The sequence below is a fragment of the Paraburkholderia sp. GW821-FHT02A12 genome, assembly GCF_059422005.1.
This window is the reverse complement of the sequence record NZ_JBWKWA010000001.1, coordinates 1,832,629-1,855,921: the sequence shown is the minus strand read 5'-3', so window position 1 is coordinate 1,855,921 and position 23,293 is coordinate 1,832,629. Positions and strand designations below refer to the sequence as shown.

Genomic DNA, 23,293 nt, shown 5'->3' with positions numbered 1-23,293 from the left:
GGCGCGAAACACGTGCGTTTAATTGTCGTACTCTAAACGATCTTGACGCGAAGTGTACAGTTGTCTACCCTGCGCGTCAGGCTGCAGTAGACACCTGTAGAAACCTGCAGACACCTGAATTTTGCAGTCCCTCGACCAACTCCGGAGACCCGCCGTGACACCTGCCTCATCTGCCACGCCACGCATTGCCATTGTCGGAAGCGGATTCGCGGGCATCGGCATGGCGATTCGTCTTCAGCGAATGGGCATCACGTCGTTTACGGTCTACGAGGCGGCCGGCGATATCGGCGGCACGTGGCGCGACAACGCCTATCCCGGCGCGGCCTGTGATGTGCCGTCGCATCTGTATTCGTTTTCTTTCGAACCCAACCCGGCGTGGTCGCGCGCGTTCAGCGGCCAGGCGGAAATCTTTGCGTACCTGAAGCATTGCGCGCGCAAGTACGGCGTCGAGCGTTTCGTGCGCTGCAACGCGCGCGTGAGCGGCGCGCGCTTCGATGAAGCGCGGCAGATATGGCACGTCGAGATCGATGCGAACGGCCAGCGCGAAAGCATCGAAGCCGATGTCGTGATCGCCGCGAGCGGTCCGCTGTCGCGGCCGGCCATGCCGCAAATCGCCGGGCTCGAGCGCTTCGAAGGCAAGCTGTTTCACTCGGCCCGCTGGGACCATGCGTATCCGCTCGAAGGCAAGCGCGTCGCCGTCATCGGCACCGGCGCGAGCGCGATCCAGTTCGTGCCGCGGATCCAGCCGCGCGTCGCCCGGCTCGAACTGTTCCAGCGCACCGCGCCGTGGATCATGCCGAAGCCCAACAAACCGATCGGCCCGCGCGCGCGTTGGCTGTTCCACCATCTGCCGTTCACGCAGCGTTTCGTGCGCAATGCCATCTATTGGCAACTCGAATCGCGCGCGATTGCGTTCGTCGTCAATCCGAAGCTGATGAAGTTTCCGATGAAGTTCGGTCTGAGCTATCTGGAACGGCGCGTCAAGGACCCGGTGCTGCGCGCCAGGTTAACGCCGAACTACCGGCTCGGCTGCAAGCGCGTGCTGTTGTCGAGCGACTATTATCCGGCGCTCGGTCAGCCGAACGTCGACGTGGTGACGGCCGGCATCCGCGAGATCGTCGCCGACGGCATCGTGACCGAGGACGGCGCGCATCACCCCGCCGACGCGATCATTTGCGGCACGGGCTTCCAGGTCAACGACGTCGGTGCGCCGTTCGACGTGACCGGCATCGGCGGCGCCGATCTCGGTGCGATGTGGCTGCACGACGGCCCGCAAGCGTACCTCGGCACCAGCATTGCGAACTTCCCGAACTTCTTCATGATGGCCGGCCCGAACACCGGCCTCGGTCACAATTCGATGATCTACATGATCGAGTCGCAGGTGCAATACATCGCCGATTGCCTGCGCGAACTGCGCCGGCGCCGCGCGCGCACGATGAATCTGCGGCCCGACGTGCAGCGCGACTTCAACGCGCGTTTGCAGAAAGAGATGCAGCACTCCGTCTGGGCGAGCGGCTGCCATAGCTGGTATCAGACGAAGAGCGGCAAGGTGACCGCGATCTGGCCTGGCTTCACGTTCAGTTTTCGCAAGCGCACGCGCCGCGTGCGGCCGCGCGATTATCGCTTTGCGCCTTGATGCGCGTCGATGTGCATTGATTCGTGACGATTCATGGTTTTGCGTTCTCGCTGCATACGTGGAATCGCGTCGCCGACGACCTCAAGCGCGCGAATCGCGCGATCCGTCTCGATCTGCCGCCGTTCGGCGTAACAGGTCCGCTGCGCTCGACTTCCGGCGCGATCGAAACGATGAATCTGCCGACCTACCGGCGCTTCATCGATTCGTTCATGCAGGCGCTGGGCATTGTGCGCGCGACGCAATCAGGCGTCAGACGCAAAAAACCTAGACCGCCATAACGGCCCTCTTCCTCTCGGCTCTCTGCATGAAGTAATTCCCCACCACGACCCCAACCGTGACGACGGCAATGAACAGAGTAGCAAGCGCATTCATCTCGGGATTCAACCCAAGCCGAACACGGGAGAAAACCACCAGTGGCAGGGTAGTCGACCCAGGACCCGACAGGAACGCCGACAAAACCAGATCGTCGATCGACAGAGTGAATGACAACAGCCACCCGGACACGAGCGCCTGCGAAATCAGCGGCAACGTAATGGAGAAAAACACCCTGACCGGCGTAGCGCCAAGATCGAGCGCCGCTTCTTCAAGAGCAGGATGCAATTCCTTCACGCGGGACTGAACGATGATGGCCACATAAGAAATACACAGCATTACGTGCCCGATCCAGATCGTGAAAATGCCACGCCCGGCGGGCCATCCCAGCCACTTGGCCATTTCGATGAACAACAGCAGCAGCGAAATCCCCTGAATCACCTCGGGAATCACCAGCGGTGCATTGATCATCCCGGTATAGAGCGTGAAGCCGCGAAACCGTCCCATTCGCGCGAGCACAAACCCGGCCCACGTGCCGATCACCACGGAAGCAAACGCCGTCAACAAAGCCACCCGCAAAGACAACCACGCGGCGGCAATCAATTCGTCATCGTGCAGCAACGCCGCATACCAGCGCGTCGAAAAGCGCGTCCACACGGTGACCAGCTGCGATTCGTTGAACGAATACACAACCAGACTCACGATCGGAACATACAGAAACAAAAACCCAATCCCCAATGCAATGAACTGCAAAATCCGGTTCGGCTTCATCAGCGCCCTTCCTCCATCGCCTTAGCCTGCGCGTATTGGAAAAATGCCATCGGCACCAATAGCAACAACACCATCGCACACGTCACGGCAGACGCCATCGGCCAATCGGCATTGTCGAAAAACTCATTCCACATCACGCGGCCAATCATCAGCGTGTTCGCGCCGCCCAACAATTCGGGAATCACGTACTCGCCTACCGCCGGGATGAACACCAGCAAACAACCGGCGATGATGCCGTTCTTCGACAGCGGCAAGGTGATCTGCCAGAACGCCTTCCACGGCTTCGCGCCGAGGTCGTAGGCGGCTTCCAGCAAGGTCATGTCCATCTTCACCAGGTGCGCGTACAGCGGCATCACGAGAAACGGCAGGTACGAGTACACCATGCCGATATAAACCGCGGTATTCGTGTGGTACAGCTCGACCGGCGTATGAATCAAGCCGGTCGACATCAGAAAGTTGTTCAGCAAACCGTTGTTCTTCAGAATCCCGATCCACGCATATACGCGAATTAGAAACGACGTCCAGAACGGCAGCATCACCGCCATCATCAGCAGATTGCGCCTCGCCGGATTCGAACGCGCGATGTAGTACGCCATCGGATAACCGATCAGCAAACACAGCAAGGTCGATATCGCCGCCACCACCACGGAATTCACATAGGTCGCGAAATACAGGCTGTCGGTCAGCAAAAACGCGTAATGCGACAGATCGAGCGCGACGTGAATCACGCCGTCCGTATAGGTCGTCAGTTCCGTATACGGCGGAATGCCGAGCTGCAAATCGGCGAAGCTGATCTTCACGACCAGCAGGAACGGTACGAGGAAAAACAGCAGCAGCCAGGTGAACGGCCCGGCCACCACCGCAGTGCGGCCGGTCAGGTTGAAGCGGCGCACCGGCCACGCTGCCAGAGAACTCACCAGGCGCTTCATGATGTCAGCACCACGCCGGCCGATGCGCTCCAGCGCACATACACTTCGTCGCCCCAGGTGGGCGGATCGATCTCCGTCAAGGCGAGGCTCGTGACGTTCGCAATCACCGTTTTGCCGGCCTCGAGCTTCACGTGATACAGCGAATAGCCGCCCATGTACGCGATATTCGTGACGACGCCCTTGCCCCAGTTGTACGCGCCTTCAGGCGGCTTGCGCGTGAGCGCAATACGCTCGGGCCGCACCGAGATCGTCACCGGCATGCCGAGCGGCCCGCTGATGCCGTGACTCACGTAGAGGCGGCACGGCAGATCGGGCGTTTCGATGAACACGTGATCGGGCTCGTCCTCGACGGTACGGCCTTCGAACAGATTGGTCGAGCCGATGAACTCGGCTGAAAAGCGGCAGTTCGGAAATTCGTACACTGCGTGCGGCGTGCCGAGCTGGACGATCTCGCCTTCGCTCATCACGGCAAGGCGGCCGGCCATCGTCATCGCCTCTTCCTGGTCGTGGGTCACCATGATGCAGGTCACGCCGACCTTGTCGAGAATGTTGACCAGTTCGATCTGGGTGCGCTGACGGATCTGTTTGTCGAGCGCGGACATCGGCTCGTCGAGCAACAGGAGTTTGGGCCGCTTGACCAGCGAGCGCGCGAGCGCCACACGCTGCTGCTGACCGCCGGAGAGCTGATGCGGCTTGCGCTTCGCGAAGCGGGTCATCTGCACCAGTTCGAGCGTGTTCTGCACACGCTCTTTCATCTCGGCTTTCGGCACGCCTTCCTGCCTGAGGCCGAAGGCGACGTTGGCCTCGACCGTCATGTGCGGAAAGAGCGCGTACGACTGGAACATCATGTTGGTCGGGCGGCGGTACGGCGGCAACTGCGCGAGGTCTTCGCCGTCGATCAGAATCTTGCCCGAGGTCACGGTTTCGAGGCCTGCGAGCATGCGCAGCAAGGTCGACTTGCCGCAGCCGGAACTGCCGAGCAGTGCGAACAGTTCGCCCTTTTTCACCGACAGACTGACCTGCTTGACCGCCACGGTCTCGCCGAATTTTTTCACGACGTCGACGATCTGCACGAAATTGTCCGCGGCGTCGTCCGCAACGGCGAGATGGCTCGGGGACCGTGCTACAGCCCCCGCCAGCACGCCCGTCTGGTCACTACTCATCATAATGCTGCTTCACTCCGGCGTTTGACGAACAAAGCCCCCGGTGGACACCGAGGGCTTCATGATGATGCTTACCCGTTCACTCTGGCCGCGGGTCAGCGGCCGGACTTGAATTCAGTCCACAGCCGCGTTTGCAGCCGCTGGATTTCCGGCGGCAACGGCTTGAGCAGGAACAGGGTCTTGATGACTTCAGGCGGCGGATACACGGCCGGGTCGCTCGCCACGTCCTTGTCCACGTACTTGCGCGCTTCGAGGTTGGTGCTCGGATAGTAGACGGCGTTGGTGATCGCGGCGTGCACCTGTGGCGTCTCGATGTAGTTGATCCACTCGTGCGCGGCTTCCTTGTTCTTCGCGTCCTTCGGAATCGCCATCACGTCGAACCACACCGGCGCGCCGCCCTTCGGAATGTAGTACTCGATCTTGTAGGCCTTCTTCGCTTCGACCGCGCGATGTTTGGCGATCACGACGTCGCCCGACCAGCCGTATGCAAAGCACACGTCGCCGCCCACCAGATCGTTGATATAACCCGACGAGTTGAACTGCGTGATGTACGGGCGGATCTTCTTCATCATCGCGAGCGCGGCGCGGTAGTCGGCCGGGTTCGTGCTCATCGGATCCTTGCCGATGTAGTGCAGCGCGGCGGCGAACATCTGGTCCGGTGCGTCGAGCACGGACACGCCGCAGGCTTTCAGCTTCGAAATGTTTTCCGGCTTGAAGAGAACGTCCCAGTTGTCGAGCGGCACGTTCTTGCCGAGGATCTGCTGCGCCTTGGTGACGTTGTAGCCGAGGCCGGTCGTACCGTACGCCCAGGGCACCGTGTACTTGTTGCCCGGATCGGCGCCGGCCACCAGCGCCATCAGCGACGGGTCGAGATATTTCAGGTTCGGCAGCTTCGATTTGTCGAGCGGCGCGAAGATGCCTGCGGAGATCTGCTTGCCGGCGTAGTTGCTGGTCGGCACGACGATGTCGTAGCCGGAATGGCCGGTAAGGAGCTTGGCTTGCAGCGTGTCGTCGCTATCGTAGTTGTCGTACTTGATCTGGACGCCGGTCTGCTTGGTGAAGTTCGGGATGGTGTCCTTCGCGATGTAATCGGACCAGTTATACACATTCAGCTGCGTGTCTTTCGCAACGGCTGTCAACCAGGGCGCCGCGCACAAGACCAGCGCCGCCACTTGCCCTACTACTCGTTTTTTCATCCCGTTCTCCGATCCTGACCGGCCCGAGCCGGACTCGTCCTCACTCACGCCGCGAAACATCACCCGCGGCTCCCCTGAAAAACCCGAAAACTACCATCAATTATTGCGCGCTTCAAAAAAAATGCCAGGTTGTCGCGCAAACGGTACAGCGTAAGCCGCGCGGCTACAAAATGGGCGCAATTTTAGCGAGTTATCAGCCCGTGTCTACCCGAAAAAAACACCAGTGGCCGTCCCGGTGCGATCGCGTTGTCACGTTGCGCGTGCTGCGTGCGCGGGGTTCGCGCTCCGGGTTCGCCGCTGGGCTCGCCGCTGGGTTCGCAGCCGGGCTCGCTTCGGTCACGCGAGTGTAACCGTCGACGGTTGGGGTCGACGGTTGACGTCGGGCGCCTATGCGCATCGGCTATTGTCTGAGCGACGATCAACGGACTGCCGTTTCACGGTGCACAAATAGCTGACGGAAAGACAAAGCGGGACAAAGAAGGTTTTTTGTTTGCTCTGCTCGATCCGTTTCTGCCCGATCCCTATGCGAACGAAGCTATTTTGTAAGTATTCTCTTAGCATCTCCCGATGACGCGCGACGACACCGCTCGGCACGGCGTCGTTTGACGCTGGGCCGCGTTCCTCATTGCGCCCTTCCTTGCGACGGCAAGACGCATGCGCCGCATCGGTTAACATAGCGGAACTCCGCTTCCCGCCCAAGGTTTCCGATGGCTTCGAATCTCCACGATCTTCCCGACAGCCCGTGCATCGGCGTCTGTTCCACGCTCTTCGACGAAGTCTGCAAGGGCTGCGGCCGCACCGCAGCCGAAGTGTCCAACTGGGTGTTCCTCAGCGACGAGGAAAAGCACGCTGTGTGGGTCCGGATCCAGCAGGATGGCACGGCAATGCGCTTCAAATATGACAAGCTGTGACCTCCGTTGGGTTCGTTTCGCGCTTGCCATTAAAAACGCCGGGATATCCCGGCGTTTTTTTGAGCGCTAATTTTGAGCGCCGAGCCTGACAAGGCTGTCATCAGAACCGCATACCGACGCCCAGGCCGACCACCACTGGGTCGATACTCAGCCGACCGAGCGACTGACCGCCGAGCGATGCATCGGTGTGCATCCAGATTTTCTTGATGTCCGCGTTGACGAACAGCGACCTGGTCACCTGCACGTCGACGCCGGCTTGCAGCGCCGGGCCGAAGCTGTGATTGGTGATCGAGATCGGCTGGCCGCCGGCGTTCAGGCCGTTGTTGTAGAAGTACGTGTAATTGATACCCGCGCCGACATACGGACGAATGCGCCCCGCGTGATTGAAGTGATATTGCAACAGCAGCGTGGGCGGCAACACGTTCACGCCGCCGAGATTGCCGAGGCTCGATGTGAGCTGATGGCGCGAGGTGGCCAGAATCAGCTCGACGCCGAGGTAATCGCGGATCATGTACGTCAGATCCAGCTCCGGCACGATTGCATTGTTGACGCCCACATTCAGCGCCGACAGCGATTGGCTGGTCTCCACGTTCGGCATGATGCTGATCGCGCGCAGACGCACCAGGACGTCGCCGGCATGAATGCCGTTCATCTGGTCGTCACCGGCTGCATGCGCCTGCTGAGCCAGAGCGCCCGCGCATAGCAGACTCGACGCGACGGCGGCCACCTTGATTTTTTTCCTGAGCGAGTGCTTCATGTGCTTCCCCGAGTGTTTGTTTGCGTGCGGGGATTGTCGAGGGTCTCGCCAGGCTCCGCGTTGACCCGCATCAACCCAGCGAGTACGCCCATCGCCCTGCGACAGCCGGTCGCGTCGCGCCGGTCAGCAGCAATTCGATCAGATCGTGCACGCTGCGTATTGCCGCGCCGAACGGCAACGCTTCGCGGCCGCGGAAGAACAGACCATTGGCCACGTCGCCGCGCAACGCCGCGGCGAGCCGCGTATCGATGCAGAAGTGGCCGAATTTCTCGATTCCGTCGCGCATGCCGCACACGCTGAGGCACTCGAGCGCGGTCGGGCAGACTTGTTTGAGCGCGCCGATCTTCTCGCGAATTTTTGTTTCGTTGCGCAGATAGCGCATCAGCCAGGGCGTTTTCACGGCGCGCGCGGGCAGTCCCGTCACGCTGACGAACTCGACGATGTCGTCGGGCGTCGCTTCAGCCAGCACGCGCTTGAAGTTGGGATGCGCATCGCCTTCTTCGGTGACGGCGAACGGCGTGCCGAGCTGCACGCCGTTTGCGCCCGCGCTCAACAGATTGCGCACCGCTTCGTGGCTATTGACGCCGCCCGCGACGATCAGCGGCACGTCGTTGCGATCCAGGCCGAGCGACGCAAATACTGAATCGAGCTCTTCGAGAATGCGAAAAAAGTCGAAGCGCGGGTCGTGCAGGTCGGCGAGGTTGCTCACACCGAGGTGTCCGCCTGCATGGGCGGGATGTTCGATCACCACAGCGTCCGGCAGACGGCCTTTTTTCAGCCATTTTTTCAGCACCAGGGCGACGCCACGGCTGTCCGACAGGATGGGAATCAGCGCAATGTCGTGGCCCGCGGTCATGTCGGGCAAATCGAGCGGCAGGCCCGCGCCCATCACGATCGCATCGGCACCGTTTTCACAGGCGACGCGCACGTAGTCTGCTTGCGCGCTGACTGCTTTCATCACGTTGACGGCGATCATGCCGCGGCCTTCGCTGATTGCTTTCGCGGAGTGGATCTCGCGGGCCAGCGCGGTGAGGTTGGCTTGTTCCAGGGTAGCCCGGTCCGGGCTTTGACGGCAGAGTTCGATCAGATCGGCATGGTGATGGCGCAGGTCGATGCTGGCGATGGTGCCGAGAGCGCCCTCGCGGGCGACCGTGCCGGCGAGCCGGTGAGCCGAGATGCCGACACCCATACCGCCTTGCACGATCGGCAGCAAGGTGCGGCCGCGGATGACCAGAGGTGGGAAGGAGTGAGAGGTAAACATGGCGACCTATGGGTTCGGTTTTTCGAAACGGTCATAGTCGTTGTTGGGGCGCGATTTGCATTGCGCTGGGTCAAGCAGTTGGCGACAGGTTTGAGTTTCTGGTTGGAAGGTTGACGCTCGTCACGCTGTAGCAGGGTCTTTGTGCGGCGCATTGGCGCGGGATGGTTTGGTTTTTTCGGGCAAGGACAGTCACGGCCGCAGGCACATAAAAAAAGCCCGCTTCAAAGAAGCGGGCTTTGCAGTAGCAACGTGAGGCAGCGAACGGCCTATTGCACGCCCTGGGTCAACAGGAAGTCTTCATAGTTGCCGCCGAAGTCGTTCAACGTGCCATTAGTGCGCACTTCGATGATCCGGTTCGCGAGACCGCTCACAAACTCCCGGTCGTGCGACACGAAAATCAGCGTGCCTTCGTACTTGTCGAGCGCGATCTGCAGCGATTCGATCGACTCCATGTCCATGTGGTTGGTCGGCTCGTCCATCAGCAGCACGTTGTGGCGGCCCAGCATCAGCTTGCCCCAGATCATGCGGCCCTTCTCGCCGCCCGAGAGAACCTTCACGGACTTGCGGATGTCGTCGGCATTGAACAGCAGCCGGCCGAGCGTGCCGCGCACCATCTGCTCGTCGTCGCCTTCCTTACGGTAGCCGTCGATCCACTCCATCAGCGTGACGTCGGCCGGAAACTCTTCATACGTATCCTGCGGCATGTAACCAACATTGGCGTTTTCAGCCCACTTCACCGCGCCGTGATCGAGCGTGAGCTTGCCGAGCAGCGAACGCAGCAGCGTGGTCTTGCCCGCGCCGTTCTCGCCGATGATCGCGATACGCTCGCCCGGTTGCACGCTGATGCTGAAATCGTTGAAGATCTGGCGCTCGTACTTCTTCGAGATCTTGTCGGCCACCACAGCAATGTTGTGCAGCTTCTTCTCGTATTCGAAGCGGATGAACGGATTCTGCCGCGACGACGGCTTGAATTCCTCGATCTTGATCTTGTCGATCATCTTCAGACGGCTGGTCGCCTGACGCGCCTTCGACTTGTTGGCCGAGAAGCGGCGCACGAAGTCCTGCAGGTCGGCGACGCGCTCTTTCGCCTTCGCGTTGGCGTTCTGCTGACGCTCGCGCGCCTGCGTGCTCGCCAACATGTAGTCGTCGTAGTTGCCCGGATAGACCTTCAGCGTGCCGAAGTCCATGTCGGCCATGTGCGTGCAGACCTGGTTCAGGAAGTGCCGGTCGTGCGAGATGATGATCATCGTCGAGTTGTACTGGTTGAGCACGTCCTCCAACCAACGGATCGAGTTGATGTCCAGGTTGTTGGTCGGCTCGTCCAGCAGCAGCACGTCCGGCTTCGAGAACAGCGCCTGCGCGAGCAGCACGCGCAGTTTCCAGCCAGGCGCCACGTTGCTCATCGGGCCGTTGTGGTCTTCGATCGCAATGCCGATGCCGAGCAGCAGTTCGCCCGCGCGCGCTTCGGCCGTGTAGCCGTCATACTCGGCGAACTTCGCTTCGAGTTCGGCGGCGTGCATGTAATCGTCGTCGGTAGCGTCCGGGTTCGCGTAGATCGCATCGCGCTCGGTCATTGCGGCCCACATTTCGGTGTGGCCCATCATCACGACGTCGAGCACGCGAACGTCTTCGTACGCGAACTGGTCCTGGCGCAGCTTGCCGAGGCGGACGTTCGGCTCGAGCATCACGTTGCCCGCGCTCGGCTCCAGATCGCTGCCGAGGATCTTCATGAAGGTGGATTTACCGCAGCCGTTCGCACCGATCAGGCCATAGCGGTTCCCTTCCCCGAATTTGACCGAAATGTTCTCGAAGAGGGGCTTCGGCCCGAATTGCATGGTGATATTGGCGGTAGACAGCACGGCGCGTCCCTTTGAATGTGATATCGGCGAAAAACCCAACATTTTAGCAGGTTATCGCGAATTCAACCCGCGCGTGCGCCACGCTTGCGCGCTTTCACGCCTCTTTCCCGCGTCCGGGGCGGCCCTTTGCTCGCCTCGAAACCGCCGTTGCGTCACCTTTGCGTCGGCCTCGAAGCTAGCCTTTAGCCGCCGCGCGGCGTGCACGGTGTGCCCCGCGCGCAGCAGATACCGGATCATCGGCGCGCCCATCAAACCGGGACCGCAAAAACCAGCTTCCACGTTCAAGCCTCGTCAGTTTCAGGTTGAGTTTGCGCGGACATGATAACGGCCGCGCCTGCCACCGGCATGTCGGGCACGCGATGTGCGGGATGACTCGCTCACGCGGGGGACTTCGGTCGAGTTCCATTGCCTATACTTTTTGCACACCAACGAAGATCAAAGGAGGAAGTTCATGTCAGACCACGTCTATAAACAAATCGAGCTGACCGGTTCATCGACCAAGTCGATCGACGACGCCATCAGCACCGCGATCTCCAAAGCGTCGAAGACCTTGCGCAATTTGCACTGGTTCGAGGTGACGGAAACGCGGGGCCAGATCGAGGACGACAAAGTCGCCTACTGGCAGGTGACGATCAAGGTCGGCTTGCGCATCGAATAAGCAGCGCGCGATCCATCTGAACGAACGTCAAAGCAGAATCCGTACCCCAAAAAAGCTGCGTCCGTACTGGACGCAGCTCCTCGAAGCAGCGGTTGCCGACACCGCCGCCTGGTCGATCGCGACCCGGTCTGGCGAGGCCCGGTCGATCGCGACCCGGTCTGGCGAGCCCCCGGTCTGGCGAGCCCCCGGTCAAGCGAGCCCCCGGCCAAGCGAGACCCGGTCATTCATTACGAAGCTACATTACTTCGGCAGCGAACCGTCCACGCCTTCCACATACCAGTTCAGACGCTGCAATTCCGGATCCGTCAGCGTCTTGCCGGCCGGCACCTTCACCGCGCCAGCCTGGTCCTTGATCGGGCCGGCGAATACGTCCCACTTGCCGCCCGCCAGTTCATCGCGTTTCGCCGCCACTTGCTTTTGCGCGTCGGCCGGAATCGCCGACGTGTTCAGGTCCTCAAGATTGACGGCCTTTTGCGGAATGCCCCACCACACCGGATCGTTCTTCCACTTGCCGTCCAGCACCTGCTGGATCGCCGCGTTGTAATACACGCCCCAGTGCGCGACCACCGAACCGAGGTGCGCCTCAGGACCGAACTTCTTCATGTCCGAATCCCAGCCGAACGCATGCACGTGCTTTTCCGATGCGGTCGCGAGCGTGGCGCTCGAATCGGTATTTTGCAGCAGCACGTCGGCGCCCTGGCCGATCAGCGTTTCAGCAGCCTGCTTTTCCTTGCCCGGATCGAACCAGCTGTTGATCCAGATGACCTTGGTGTGCACCTTCGGATTCACCGAACGCGCACCGAGCGTGTACGCGTTGATGTTGCGGATCACTTCGGGAATCGGCACCGAGGCGACGAAGCCGAGCGTGTTGGTCTTCGTCACGTAGCCCGCGGCGACGCCGGCCAGATACGCGCCCTGATACATGCGCACATCATAGGTGCCGAAATTCGGCGCCTTCTTGTAGCCGGTTGCGTGCAGGAACACCGTGTCATGGAAGTCCTTCGCGACCTTCAGTTCGAAATCCTGATAGCCGAAGCTCGAACCGATGATGATCTTGTTGCCCTTGTTCGCCAGATCGCGGAACACGCGTTCGGAGTCGGCCGATTCCGGCACGTTCTCGATACGCGTGATCTTGATCTTGCCGCCGAACTTCGCTTCCGCTTCCTTCGAACCCTGGTCGTGCGCGAAAGTCCAGCCGGCGTCGCCCGGGTTGCCAAGGTAGACGAACACGACGCCCGGCGCGTCGGCGGCCTGCGCGGTTTGCGCGAGCGGCGCGGCGAGCGCCAGCGAGGCCGCGCCCCATGCAAAAGCGGTCAGCAGATTTCTTCTCTTCATGTTTTCTCCTGTCGTGTCTAACGAATGCGTGTTTATCAACTGATGTGAAACGTGTGGCCGGTCACGGGGGATGACCGCGTCAGCCTGCCGAGAAAAACGGCTTGCCGAGCGATGCAGGCGCATTCAGGCGGATCGTGTTCGGATTGCGCGAAATCAGCACCAGCACGACGACGGTCGCGATGTACGGCAGCATCGCAAGAAACTGTGTCGGCACCGGGACGCCGATTGCCTGCGCATAGAACTGCAAGCCGGTCACCGCGCCGAACAGCAGCGCGCCGATCAGCAGCCGCCCGGGGCGCCACGTCGCGAACACGACCAGCGCGAGCGCAATCCAGCCGCGGCCCGAGGTGAGCTGTTCCTGCCACAGGTGCAGGTTGACGATCGAGTAATAACCGCCCGCGAGCCCGGCCATGCCGCCGCCAAAGGCCACCGCGCCGTAGCGCACGCCGACCACCGGAAAGCCGACCGAGTGCGCGACTTGCGGCGATTCGCCGACCGAGCGCAGCACGAGCCCGGCGCGCGTGCGATACAGGAACCAGCCGATCACCGCGAACATCAGGAACGCGAGGTAATCGAGTGGCGTGAGGCTGAAGAGTGCGGGCCCAAGCACGGGAATCTTCGAGAGACCGGGAATGGTCCAGATGTCGATCGTCGCGCGCACGGCCGCCGACGTGTACGGCTTGCCGACATAAGCCGACAGCCCGATGCCGAAGATCGTCAGCGAAAGACCCGTGGCGACCTGGTTGGCGAGCATCGTGAGCGTGAGGAACGCGAACAGCAGCGACATCGCGAGACCGGCGCCGATCGCGGCGACCACGCCGAGCCAAGGGTTGCCGGTAATCGCGGTGACCGCGTAGCCGGTGACCGCGCCCATCAGCATCATCCCTTCGACGCCGAGATTGAGCACGCCCGACTTCTCGGCGACGAGTTCGCCCGCGCCCGCGAACATCAGCGGGATCGCGGCGGTGACGGCGCTCGAGGTGAGCGCGCTGGCTTGTTGAATATCCATGGAGATCCGGCGGGAAAATCAGTGAGCTAATTAGTGAACTGGTGCTGCCAGCGAACGGCGGCGCACGCGGTAGTTCACGAACAGGTCGGCGCCCAGCAGGCAGAACAGCAGCAGCCCCTGGAACACGCCGGAGAGTGCCTGCGGCAATTGCATCGAGGTCTGCACCGCTTCGCCGCCGAGATAAAGCAGCGCCATCAGCAGGCTCGCGAGCACTATGCCGACCGGATGCAGCCGTCCGACGAACACGACGATGATCGCGGTGAAGCCATAGCCCGGCGACCACGTCGCCTGCAACTGGCCGATCGGGCCGGCGATCTCGCCCATGCCGGCGAGGCCCGCCAGACCGCCGCTGATCAGCAGCGACGTCCAGATGGTTTTCTTGTCGGAGAAACCGGCGTAGCGCGCGGCGAGCGGCGCAAGACCGCCGACGTTCATCCGGTAACCCGCAAAGCTCTTGCGCACGAACAGCCACACGAGCGGAATCGCGATCAGCGTGACGAACACCGACGCGTTCAGACGCGTGCCGCGCAGCCATTTCCAGTGCCAGTCGCCGGCGAAGGTCGGGTACAGCGCGTCGCCGCTGAACATCTCCGAGAGCGGGAAGTTCATGCCCTGCGGATCGCGCCACGGGCCGCTCACCAGATAGATGAGCAACTGCGTCGCCACATACGTGAGCATCAGGCTGACGAGAATCTCGTTGGTGTTGAAGCGGCTCTTCAGCAGCGCCGGAATCGCCGCCCACACCATCCCGCCGAGCACACCGGCGATCATCATGGTTGGCAGAATCCACCAGCCGGTGGCCTGATCGAAATAGATCGCGACGCCGCTCGCGGCAATACCGCCAAGCAGCATCTGCCCTTCGGCGCCGATATTCCAGACGTTCGCGCGATAACCGATCGCGAGGCCGAGACCGATCAGACACAGGGGCGAGGCCTTCAGCAGCAACTCGGACCAGCCATTCGCGCTGGAGAGCGGCTCGATGAAAAACGCATGCATCGCTTGCAGCGGATCACGGCCGACGAGGCTGAAAATCAGAAAGCCGATCGCGAGCGTGAGCAAAGCGGCGATCAGCGGCACGGCGAGCTGCATCGTGCGCGAGGGCGTCGTGCGTGCTTCGAGTCGATACGGAAGAATCATGAGTAGCGTGTCTTTATGTGGGTTGCTGGCGTCGAAGAACGGCTCACGCGTGGGCCGTCTGTTCCGCCGAAGGCGCCGCATCCTCGCGGCCGCCGAACAGGCCCGCCATCCAGCGGCCGATTTCCTCGGCGTTGGTCGCGCCGGTCGCACGCACCGGCGAGAGTCTGCCGCGCGCGAGCACCGCGATGCGATCGCAGATGTCGAACAATTCTTCGAGCTCCTCGGAAATCACCAGAATCGCCACGCCGCGCGCGGACAGATCGAGCAACTGCTGCCGGATGAAGGCCGCCGCGCCGACGTCGACGCCCCAGGTCGGCTGTGCGACCACCAGCACCTTGGGCGCCTGCAAAATCTCGCGCCCCACGATGTATTTCTGCAAGTTGCCGCCGGAGAGACTTTGCGCCAGCGCTTCCGAGCCGCCGCAGCGCACGTCGAAGGCTTCGATGCAACGCTTCGCGAACGCGCGCATGGCGCCTGACCTGATCCAGCCGGAGTTCACCATCTGCTGACGATGCGCGGTCAGCAACGCGTTTTCCGACAGGGTCATGGCCGGCACTGCGCCGCGGCCGAGGCGCTCTTCCGGCACGAAACCCAAACCGAGTGCGCGCCGTCCGCCCGCGCCCATGCGCCCCGCCGCCTTGCCGCAGAGGGTGACCGCGTCGGCGCGCACGCCGCGCTTCTCACCCGAAAGCGCCGACAGCAGTTCAGCCTGCCCATTGCCCGACACGCCCGCGATGCCGAATATCTCGCCGGCATGCACGCCGAACGACACGTTATCGAGCGAGGTCCCGAACGGATCGTCGCTTTCCACCGACAGTTGCTTCACGTCGAGCAGCACGTCGCCCGGCTTATGCTCGCGCCGCGTGTAATCGGGCAGCGAATGGCCGACCATCAATTGCGCGAGCGACGCGTGCGTTTCCTCTTTCGGCTTCACGTGACCGGTCACACGGCCGCCGCGCATCACCGTCGCGGTGTCGCACAGTTCCTGGATCTCGTCGAGCTTGTGGCTGATGTAGAGGATGCTGCAACCTTCGGCGGCCAGCCGCCGAAGCGTCGCGAACAGCTTGCGGACCGCCTGCGGCGTGAGCACCGAAGTCGGTTCGTCCATGATCAGCAAACGCGGGTTCTGCAACAGGCAGCGCACGATCTCGACGCGTTGCCGCTCGCCCACGGTCAGGCTGTGAACGTGACGTTGCGGATCGATGTCGAGGCCGTAGTCGGCGGAGACTTCGCGGATGCGTTTCGCGAGCGTCTTCAGATCGAAGGGTTCGTCGAGCGCGAGCGCGATGTTTTCGCCGACCGTGAGCGTCTCGAACAGCGAAAAGTGCTGAAACACCATGCCGATGCCGAACTTGCGCGCCGCCGCGGGACTGGCGATCTCGACCGCCTCGCCTTCCCAGCGGATCTCGCCGGCGTCGGGCCGCACCGCACCATAGATGATCTTCATCAGCGTGCTTTTGCCGGCGCCGTTTTCGCCGAGCACGGCGTGGATTTCGCCCGGCGCGACGACCAGCGTGACGTCGTCGTTGGCGCGCACGGCCGGGTACTGTTTGGTGATGCCCTCGAGCACCAGCCGGGGCACCGCCTGTTCCGGCCGCGTTGCCGGCTGCGCGGCGGCGCCGTCGCTATAAGAAGAGTCGCTCATGTGATTCCGTAATACGTCAGTGACTGCCGGCTACAGCGCGTCCGCCCGCCCTCACAGCGAGCGATCCGTCACCACAACCGGATGACAATACCTAATTCGACCCACTCAGTCGAGCCGTCAAAATTCCCCGCAAACCCGCGCCGTAGCGTGCTCCGCGGGTATCCCACTCTTGACGTGTTTTTGTGTTCATATTAAAAGCCATATACCCCCACGCCCGTTCGATCAGCCAGAACATATATTTCGGAGAAGTCATGAGTCAGCAACGCGAGGCGATCGATACGTATTTACTGCGCGTCTTGCACACCCTGTTGATGGAACGCAGCGTCACGCGCGCGGCCGTCAAACTGAATCAATCGCAACCCGCGATCAGCGCGGCGCTGCGCCGTTTGCGCGACATCACCGGCGACCCGCTGCTGGTGCGCGGCAAGTCCGGCATGGTGCCGACCGAGTATGGCCTGCGCCTGCTCGAACCGGTGCAGAACGCGCTGCGCGAGATCGAGCGCATCAAGTTTCAGCAGCACAACTTCGATCCCGCCACCTCCATTCGCTGCTACCGGATCGGCTGCCCGGACTATCTGAACGTGCTGTTCGTGCCGACGGTGGTCGAACGCTTTCGTCAGGCCGCGCCGAATGCGACGCTCGAGTTTCACTCGCTCGGGCCGGCTTTCGACTACGAACTCGCGCTCGAGGACGGCAAGCTCGACATCGTGGTCGGCAACTGGCCGGAGCCGCCGGAGCAGTTGCACCTGTCGAACCTGTTCGTCGACCAGATCGTCTGCCTGATGAGCAACACGCATCCGTTCGCCAAGCGCGGCGGGCTGACGCTCGACCAGTACCTGAATGCTCCGCATCTTGCGCCTACTCCTTACTCGGTGGGCCAGCGCGGCGCGATCGACGTGCACCTCGCGCGCGAGCGGTTAAAGCGTCATGTGGTCGTAACGTTGCCATACTTCAATCTGGCGCCGTACGTGCTGATCAAGTCCGATCTGATCTTCACAACGACGCGCCTGTTTGCCGATTACTACGCCAAATTCCTGCCGCTGACCGTGGTACCCGCACCGCTCGATTTCCCGCCGATGCAGTACTACCAGCTGTGGCACGAACGCGTGCATTACTCCGACGAAGTGCGCTGGCTGCGCAGTCTGGTTGCGGAAGCAACCAGGACCTTGATCGACAAGCCTTGAGCTTTTTTAGCGATCTATCGGCATCTCTCATGCATTGCGGATGCCGATAGTTTTCACGCCCGGCATTATTTCGTTACGCCGCTGCTTCGTAAAGGGTCTTCGCCAACCGGTTGTGCTGCTCGATGACCGGTCCGAGCTCCAGCGTCGTCAACTGCCCGTCCTTCACCACCACCTTGCCGCCGATCACGCTGCAGCTCACCTGCGACGGTGCGCAGAACACCAGCGCCGCCACCGGATCGTGCAAGGCGCCCGCAAACAACGGCTGGCGCAGATCGAACGACACGAAGTCCGCCGCCATGCCCGGCGCCAATGCGCCGATATCGTCGCGATTCAACACCTTCGCGCCACCCAGGGTCGCAATCTCCAATGCCTCACGCGCGGTCATCGCATCCGGGCCGAAACCGACCCGCTGCAACAGCAGCGCCTGGCGCACTTCCGCGACCATTTGCGCACCGTCGTTCGAAGCCGAGCCATCCACACCGAGCCCGACCGGCACACCCGCGAGACGCATCCGCTTGACCGGCGCAATGCCCGATGCGAGCCGCATGTTCGAACACGGACAGTGCGCGACACCCGTTCCGGTACGGGCGAACAGTTCGATGCCTGCTTCGTCGAGCTGTACGCAGTGCGCATGCCACACATCGTGGCCGATCCAGCCGAGGTCTTGCGCATACTCGGCAGGCGTCATGCCGAACTTCTCGCGGCTGTACGCGATGTCGTTGACGTTCTCCGCGAGGTGCGTGTGCAGCGACACGCCGTAGTGCCGCGCCATCTTCGCCGATTCACGCATCAGATCGCGGCTCACCGAGAACGGCGAACACGGCGCCACCACCACGCGCAGCATCGCGTAACGTCCCTCGTCGTGATACGTCTCGATCAGACGCTGCGTGTCCTTCAGAATGTCCGCTTCATGCTCGACCACCGAATCCGGGGGCAAACCGCCGTCCTTCTGCCCCACGCTCATGCTGCCGCGGGCCGCGTGAAAACGCATGCCGATCCGGCGCGCCGCAGCGATGCTGTCATCGAGGCGGCTACCGTTCGGATAGATATACAAATGGTCGCTCGAGGTCGTGCAACCGGACAGCAGCAGTTCGGCCATGGCCGTCAACGTCGAGACTTCGATCATCTCCGGCGTGAGGTTCGCCCACACCTTGTAGAGGCTGGTCAGCCAGCCGAACAGCTCGGCGTCCTGCGCGGCGGGAATCGCCCGCGTCAGGCTCTGATACATGTGGTGGTGCGTGTTCACCAGTCCCGGAATCACCAGATGCCCACGCATGTCCAGCACTTCGTCGGCCGTTTGCGGCAGCTCCGCCGTCGGTCCGGCCGCGACGATCCGGTTGTCCTCGATATACAGTCCGCCGTCGCGCAGTTCGCGCCGGGCGCCATCCATCGTGACCAGCACGTCCGCGTGCCTGACCAGCATCGTTTTCTTCGGCTTACCCGCTTCATGCGACGCCCTCGCCGCCTGCTCCATCGTCATTCGTTTCTCCGCTTCATTACTTCCGTGCAAAGCCGTTCGAACGCGATGTGACGGCACGCCACCGTGCCGCCGCGTCCCGTCGAACGCCGTTGGCCCGGTTACCCAGCGTATTCCGCCGTCTTCGGGGTCCCCCGAGGGGACCTCCTTCGGGGCGTGCGCCTTGCCTGAAACCTGTTTGTTGCGGCGCACAGACGTAACCTTCGACGGCCAAAATTACGCTGACAACTCATGCCGGTGCGATACCCGGCTTCACGCTGCCGATATAGTGGGCCTTTTTTGGCGCCAGTAGGATCCGCCGGTAAGGTTAAATGCACTGCAATAGTCGAACGAATCGACTCGCTACGGCTTTCAGAGGGCTGTCTGTCATGCGCCAGGTATTATCTTTCCTATCTCGCGCGCGCTGACGGGAACAACCTTTTTACAATAGCTGCCACGGCGCTCGCTTCAATTCGCCGACGGGTATGTAGCCACTGACGTGGAGCCTCGATCCGCCGCAAACGTATCTGGATCGGGCTGCCGCCGAAACCTCGCATTCACATAAGGAAAATTGCGAATGGGAAAGCTCACTACCCATGTGCTCGACACCGCGAACGGCCGTCCCGGCGCGGGCATCAAGGTCGAACTCTTCGCGCTCGCGGGCGACACCCGCCGCGTGCTCAAAACCACCATCACCAATGACGACGGCCGCTGCGATCAGCCGCTGCTCGAAGGCGACGCGCTGGTCGCGGGCGAATACGAACTGGTGTTCGCTGCCGGCGATTATTTCGCATCGATCGGCACGAAGGTGCCGGAGCCGCGCTTCGTCGATCGCGTCGTGCTGCGCTTCGGCATCGCCGATGCCGGCGCGCACTATCACGTGCCGCTGCTGGTGTCGCCGTGGTCGTACAGCACGTATCGGGGCAGCTAAGGAATGAAGGCGAGTTTGAAGTCGCGCTGCATTTTTTGATCGAACGCCAGCGACTCGACCCGCAGCTCCATAAAAAACGGCGCACGCGAACTGAACGCACCGCGTCTTTCACCCCGCAGTCTGCGCAACGACGCGATGCATGCCGATGACTCGTGGGCCGGGTCCCCGAAGGCAACTACGTCGTTGCGCGTACAACGAATCAGAAGTGGAGGAGTGTCATGGAAGGCTTTATCACCGACTGGCTGAATCTGGCGATTCGCTGGTTCCACGTCATCGCCGCGATTGCATGGATCGGCGAGTCGTTTTATTTCGTCGCGCTGGACAACAGCCTGACACCGCCGCAGGACCCGAACCAGCGCAAGCGCGGCGTGTTCGGCGAGCTGTGGCACGTGCACGGCGGCGGCTTCTACAACATGCAGAAGTACACTGTCGCACCACCGGAAATGCCGGAAGATCTGCACTGGTCGAAGTGGCCGTCGTACACCACGTGGCTGTCGGGCTTCGGTCTGTTCACCGTGCTGTACCTGTTCTCGCCCACTACTTACCTGATTGACAGGAACGTGCTCGACATGGGCCCGGTGGTCGCCGTCGCTTCGGCGCTTGGCTTTCTGGCAGCCGGCTGGATCGTCTACGACTCGCTGTGCCGCATTCTCGGCAACAAGGACACGGTGCTCGGCATCTGCGTCGGCGCGTATGTGCTGATCGCGGCATGGCTTGCGTGCCACATTTTCGCCGGCCGCGCGGCTTATCTGATCATGGGCGCAATGCTGGCCACGATCATGTCGGCGAACGTGTTCTTCGTGATCATTCCGGGCCAACGCAAGATGGTCGACGCGATGCTCAAGGGCGAAACGCCGAACCCGATCTATGGCAAGCGCGGCAAGCAACGTTCGGTGCACAACACGTATTTCACGTTGCCGGTGGTGTTCGCGATGCTGTCGAACCACTATGCAATGACGTACACGCACCCGTACAACTGGGCCGTGCTCGTGATCATCATGCTGGCCGGCGCGCTGATTCGCCAGTTCTTCGTGATGCGTCACCGTGGCCAGGTGCTGTGGTACCTGCCGCTGGTGGGTATCGTGCTGATGTTCGCCGCTCTCTTCTGGACGATGCCGAAGCCGGTCGTGCCGCAAGCGCAAGCCGCGAATGCGCCGGTGGTCAAGGTGGCCGATATCGCACCCGTGCTGCAACAGCGTTGCGTGGCCTGCCACTCCGCCCATCCGACGATGATGGGCAGCGCCCCGGCCGGTGTGCTGCTGGATACGTCGGATGAGATTTCGCAGAATGCACAGCGGATTTATCAGCAGGCGGTGACGTTGAAGGCGATGCCGCTGGGCAATGTCACCCACATGACCGACGACGAGCGGATGAAGATCGCTGCGTGGTTCCAGGGCGGTGCCATGAAGTAATGAGCGAACCGGGCCTCGTGCCCGGCCTGGCGAAACATGAAGCGGGCTTTTCGCGCGAGCGGGAAGCCCGCTTTTTTTACTGCCTGTAAATGACCACCGTAGCTGACGTCGCGGACCTGCTGGTCGCGGACCCGCTGAAGCAACAAATCTCAAACCGTCATCGCGCTCAACGCATCTTCGGTGAGCCAGAGCGACTCGGCCAGATCCTGCTCATTGAGGTTAAGCCCGTCCCCGCCACGATCGACGACGATGAAGTCGCTCACGTCACCTAACGCGATCAGCGGATGGTGCCAAACGCCCTTCGCATAGTTGACGCCCTGCCAGCCGCTCGTCACGAACGCGCGAATCCGCTTGGGATCCAGTTCGCCCGCCGGCGCCACCACCACCAGATACGGCTTGTCGTTCAACGGCACGAACGCCTGGCTGCCGAGCGGATGACGCTCGAGCATCTTCACTTCGAACGGCAGCGTGCGCGGCTGCCCACGAAACAGATTCACGAGCGTGCGGCCGTTCTCGTCGGTGACGTCCACCTTCGCAAGGTCGTGATAACGGATCGTGGTGCCGAGGTTGATCGGAATCTGCTTCGCGCCTTCGAGTTCGATCACGTCGCCGAACGCGGCGAACGCTTCCTTCGTCAACGGTTCGATAGCCAGCGTTTTCATGATTCGAGCGTGCCCCACAGACGCAGACGCGACACGCCGCCGTCCGGAATGATGTTGAAGCGCACATGCGTCACCGGACCCAGTGCGGCGATTTCGCTCTCGAAGTAATGCTGCTTGTCCATTTGCAGCTTCTGTTCGCCGAGCAGCACCGGCCAGAACATCGCCTGCGTGATCAGCGAGCTATCCGTGCCGCCCGTCACATACGCGGCCTGGATCGAGCAGCGGTCCGGATAGTTGCCCTTGAAGTGAGCCGTATCCACTTCGATCTTCCTGATCACGCCCGGCTGCGCCAGCGCGACGATCGCCCAGTCGTTGCCCGGCTCGCGGCGGCGGCGCGTTTCCCAGCCGTCGCCCATGTTCACGCCACGGCCCGGCATCAGGATCGTCGACGCTGCGCCGAAGTGCTGGTTGTTCGCGGCGACCAGATACGCGCCGTTTTCCATTGCCGCCAGATCGAACTGCTCGGTGCGGCTCGCGCCCGCCCAGTCCACTTGCGGCTGACCATACACACGCAGGCGCGCGATGCCGCCGTCCGGGTAGATGTTCACGCGCAGGTGCGTGTACGCGTTCGCGTCGCTGACTTCGTGATAGTGGTGGCTGTTGCCTTGCAGCGTGGTCGACGGGACGATCCCGGTCCATTGCGTCGACTGGTTCGGCACGCCGTCCACCACCCGCGCGGCTTCCACCGAAGCCGCCGGCGGGAAGTTACCGGTGAAGTGGCTGGTGTCGAGATCGAGCCCCTTGATCACGCCCGGACGCGCGAGCTTGACGACGCACCAGTCGTAGCCGGTGGCGCGCTTGCGGCGCGTTTCCCAGCCGTCCATCCACTTGCCGTTGTCGTCGTACTTGCCGGGAATGAAGACGGCCGGCTCCGGATTCAGCATGCGTTCCTTCGGCGCGAAGAAATCGTCGCTGGCCTCGAGCGCCTGTGCGCCCAGACGCGGGTCCGCGAGGTTCACATAGCGGCGCGTGAAGTCCGGTGCGTTGGGGTCGAGAATCGGGAGTGCCATCTTTGTCTTCCTTGAAGTTGTTAGTGCTGAAAAAACGTTTCGGTTCGAGGTCCGCGACG

Annotated in this window: 20 protein-coding genes and 2 pseudogenes; 7 read left to right on the top strand and 15 right to left on the bottom strand. The window is 62.0% G+C overall.

Features of this window, described 5'->3' with window-relative positions:
* Positions 1-154 precede the first annotated feature (154 nt).
* Together AC07WT_RS08290 and AC07WT_RS08285 are read left to right on the top strand one after the other, a co-directional pair.
* The gene (locus tag AC07WT_RS08290) at positions 155-1,636 is read left to right on the top strand and encodes a flavin-containing monooxygenase (protein ID WP_494946692.1); all 1,482 of its coding nucleotides are present in this window, start codon (positions 155-157) and stop codon (positions 1,634-1,636) included.
* A 23-nt stretch (positions 1,637-1,659) separates the two neighbouring features.
* Positions 1,660-1,884, top strand: a pseudogene (locus AC07WT_RS08285) (alpha/beta fold hydrolase); the annotation flags it as partial.
* Positions 1,885-1,900: 16 nt separating this feature from the next.
* Here the strand turns inward: AC07WT_RS08285 and AC07WT_RS08280 are convergent.
* The 4 genes from AC07WT_RS08280 to AC07WT_RS08265 form a co-directional block, all read right to left on the bottom strand.
* Entirely contained in the window at positions 1,901-2,719 is an 819-nt protein-coding gene (locus AC07WT_RS08280; RefSeq protein ID WP_492590176.1) for an ABC transporter permease subunit, read from the bottom strand.
* Positions 2,719-3,648 carry an ABC transporter permease subunit gene (locus AC07WT_RS08275; protein ID WP_492590178.1) on the bottom strand — a complete coding sequence of 310 codons (930 nt, stop codon included), beginning with the start codon at positions 3,646-3,648 and terminating at the stop codon, positions 2,719-2,721. Before AC07WT_RS08275 ends, AC07WT_RS08280 begins: the two co-directional genes overlap by 1 nt.
* Positions 3,645-4,811 carry an ABC transporter ATP-binding protein gene (locus AC07WT_RS08270; RefSeq protein ID WP_492590179.1) on the bottom strand — a complete coding sequence of 389 codons (1,167 nt, stop codon included), beginning with the start codon at positions 4,809-4,811 and terminating at the stop codon, positions 3,645-3,647. Before AC07WT_RS08270 ends, AC07WT_RS08275 begins: the two co-directional genes overlap by 4 nt.
* A 95-nt stretch (positions 4,812-4,906) precedes the next feature.
* Positions 4,907-6,007, bottom strand: a complete 1,101-nt coding sequence (locus AC07WT_RS08265) for a polyamine ABC transporter substrate-binding protein (protein WP_492590181.1) — start codon at positions 6,005-6,007, stop codon at positions 4,907-4,909.
* A gap of 707 nt (positions 6,008-6,714) precedes the next feature.
* Between AC07WT_RS08265 and AC07WT_RS08260 the strand changes: the two genes are divergently transcribed.
* Positions 6,715-6,918, top strand: coding sequence for a DUF1289 domain-containing protein (locus AC07WT_RS08260; protein ID WP_115101027.1), 204 nt, complete (start codon positions 6,715-6,717; stop codon positions 6,916-6,918).
* A 100-nt stretch (positions 6,919-7,018) separates the two neighbouring features.
* On the opposite strand, the gene AC07WT_RS08255 is transcribed toward AC07WT_RS08260, so the two are convergent.
* The 4 genes and pseudogenes from AC07WT_RS08255 to AC07WT_RS08240 form a co-directional block, all read right to left on the bottom strand.
* Positions 7,019-7,675: an OmpW/AlkL family protein gene (locus AC07WT_RS08255; protein ID WP_494946691.1), complete on the bottom strand. Its 657-nt coding sequence runs from the start codon at positions 7,673-7,675 to the stop codon at positions 7,019-7,021.
* A 70-nt stretch (positions 7,676-7,745) separates the two neighbouring features.
* Positions 7,746-8,936 carry an NAD(P)H-dependent flavin oxidoreductase gene (locus AC07WT_RS08250; protein WP_494946690.1) on the bottom strand — a complete coding sequence of 397 codons (1,191 nt, stop codon included), beginning with the start codon at positions 8,934-8,936 and terminating at the stop codon, positions 7,746-7,748.
* Between the two features lie 266 nt (positions 8,937-9,202).
* Positions 9,203-10,795 carry an ABC-F family ATPase gene (locus AC07WT_RS08245; protein WP_494946689.1) on the bottom strand — a complete coding sequence of 531 codons (1,593 nt, stop codon included), beginning with the start codon at positions 10,793-10,795 and terminating at the stop codon, positions 9,203-9,205.
* 165 nt (positions 10,796-10,960) lie between these two features.
* Positions 10,961-11,074: pseudogene (locus AC07WT_RS08240) on the bottom strand (NAD(P)-binding domain-containing protein); the annotation flags it as partial.
* A gap of 172 nt (positions 11,075-11,246) precedes the next feature.
* On the opposite strand from AC07WT_RS08240, the gene AC07WT_RS08235 reads away from it, so the two are divergent.
* Positions 11,247-11,453 (top strand): dodecin, encoded by a 207-nt coding sequence (locus AC07WT_RS08235; RefSeq protein ID WP_115101031.1) that lies wholly within the window; start codon positions 11,247-11,249, stop codon positions 11,451-11,453.
* Between the two features lie 240 nt (positions 11,454-11,693).
* Here AC07WT_RS08235 and AC07WT_RS08230 read toward each other — a convergent pair whose 3' ends face one another.
* From AC07WT_RS08230 to AC07WT_RS08215, 4 genes are all read right to left on the bottom strand, one after another.
* Complete coding sequence (locus tag AC07WT_RS08230) at positions 11,694-12,788, bottom strand: BMP family ABC transporter substrate-binding protein (RefSeq protein ID WP_494946688.1); 1,095 nt, start codon at positions 12,786-12,788, stop codon at positions 11,694-11,696.
* A 79-nt stretch (positions 12,789-12,867) separates the two neighbouring features.
* Positions 12,868-13,797 carry an ABC transporter permease gene (locus AC07WT_RS08225; RefSeq protein ID WP_492590191.1) on the bottom strand — a complete coding sequence of 310 codons (930 nt, stop codon included), beginning with the start codon at positions 13,795-13,797 and terminating at the stop codon, positions 12,868-12,870.
* A 30-nt stretch (positions 13,798-13,827) separates the two neighbouring features.
* A complete protein-coding gene (locus AC07WT_RS08220) occupies positions 13,828-14,934 on the bottom strand; it encodes an ABC transporter permease (RefSeq protein ID WP_494946687.1) in 1,107 nt (368 codons plus the stop codon).
* 43 nt (positions 14,935-14,977) lie between these two features.
* Positions 14,978-16,579 carry an ABC transporter ATP-binding protein gene (locus AC07WT_RS08215; RefSeq protein ID WP_494946686.1) on the bottom strand — a complete coding sequence of 534 codons (1,602 nt, stop codon included), beginning with the start codon at positions 16,577-16,579 and terminating at the stop codon, positions 14,978-14,980.
* Between the two features lie 251 nt (positions 16,580-16,830).
* Between AC07WT_RS08215 and AC07WT_RS08210 the strand changes: the two genes are divergently transcribed.
* Positions 16,831-17,763, top strand: a complete 933-nt coding sequence (locus AC07WT_RS08210; RefSeq protein WP_006051768.1) for a LysR substrate-binding domain-containing protein — start codon at positions 16,831-16,833, stop codon at positions 17,761-17,763.
* A 73-nt stretch (positions 17,764-17,836) separates the two neighbouring features.
* On the opposite strand, the gene AC07WT_RS08205 is transcribed toward AC07WT_RS08210, so the two are convergent.
* Positions 17,837-19,243 carry an 8-oxoguanine deaminase gene (locus AC07WT_RS08205; RefSeq protein ID WP_494946685.1) on the bottom strand — a complete coding sequence of 469 codons (1,407 nt, stop codon included), beginning with the start codon at positions 19,241-19,243 and terminating at the stop codon, positions 17,837-17,839.
* Positions 19,244-19,796: 553 nt separating this feature from the next.
* On the opposite strand from AC07WT_RS08205, the gene uraH reads away from it, so the two are divergent.
* Positions 19,797-20,150, top strand: coding sequence for a hydroxyisourate hydrolase (gene uraH, locus AC07WT_RS08200; protein ID WP_494946684.1), 354 nt, complete (start codon positions 19,797-19,799; stop codon positions 20,148-20,150).
* 218 nt (positions 20,151-20,368) lie between these two features.
* Positions 20,369-21,562: a urate hydroxylase PuuD gene (locus tag AC07WT_RS08195; protein ID WP_494946683.1), complete on the top strand. Its 1,194-nt coding sequence runs from the start codon at positions 20,369-20,371 to the stop codon at positions 21,560-21,562.
* 149 nt (positions 21,563-21,711) lie between these two features.
* Here AC07WT_RS08195 and AC07WT_RS08190 read toward each other — a convergent pair whose 3' ends face one another.
* Complete coding sequence (locus AC07WT_RS08190; RefSeq protein ID WP_492590202.1) at positions 21,712-22,224, bottom strand: ureidoglycolate lyase; 513 nt, start codon at positions 22,222-22,224, stop codon at positions 21,712-21,714.
* A complete protein-coding gene (alc, locus tag AC07WT_RS08185) occupies positions 22,221-23,234 on the bottom strand; it encodes an allantoicase (RefSeq protein WP_494946682.1) in 1,014 nt (337 codons plus the stop codon). Before alc ends, AC07WT_RS08190 begins: the two co-directional genes overlap by 4 nt.
* Positions 23,235-23,293: the final 59 nt, after the last annotated feature.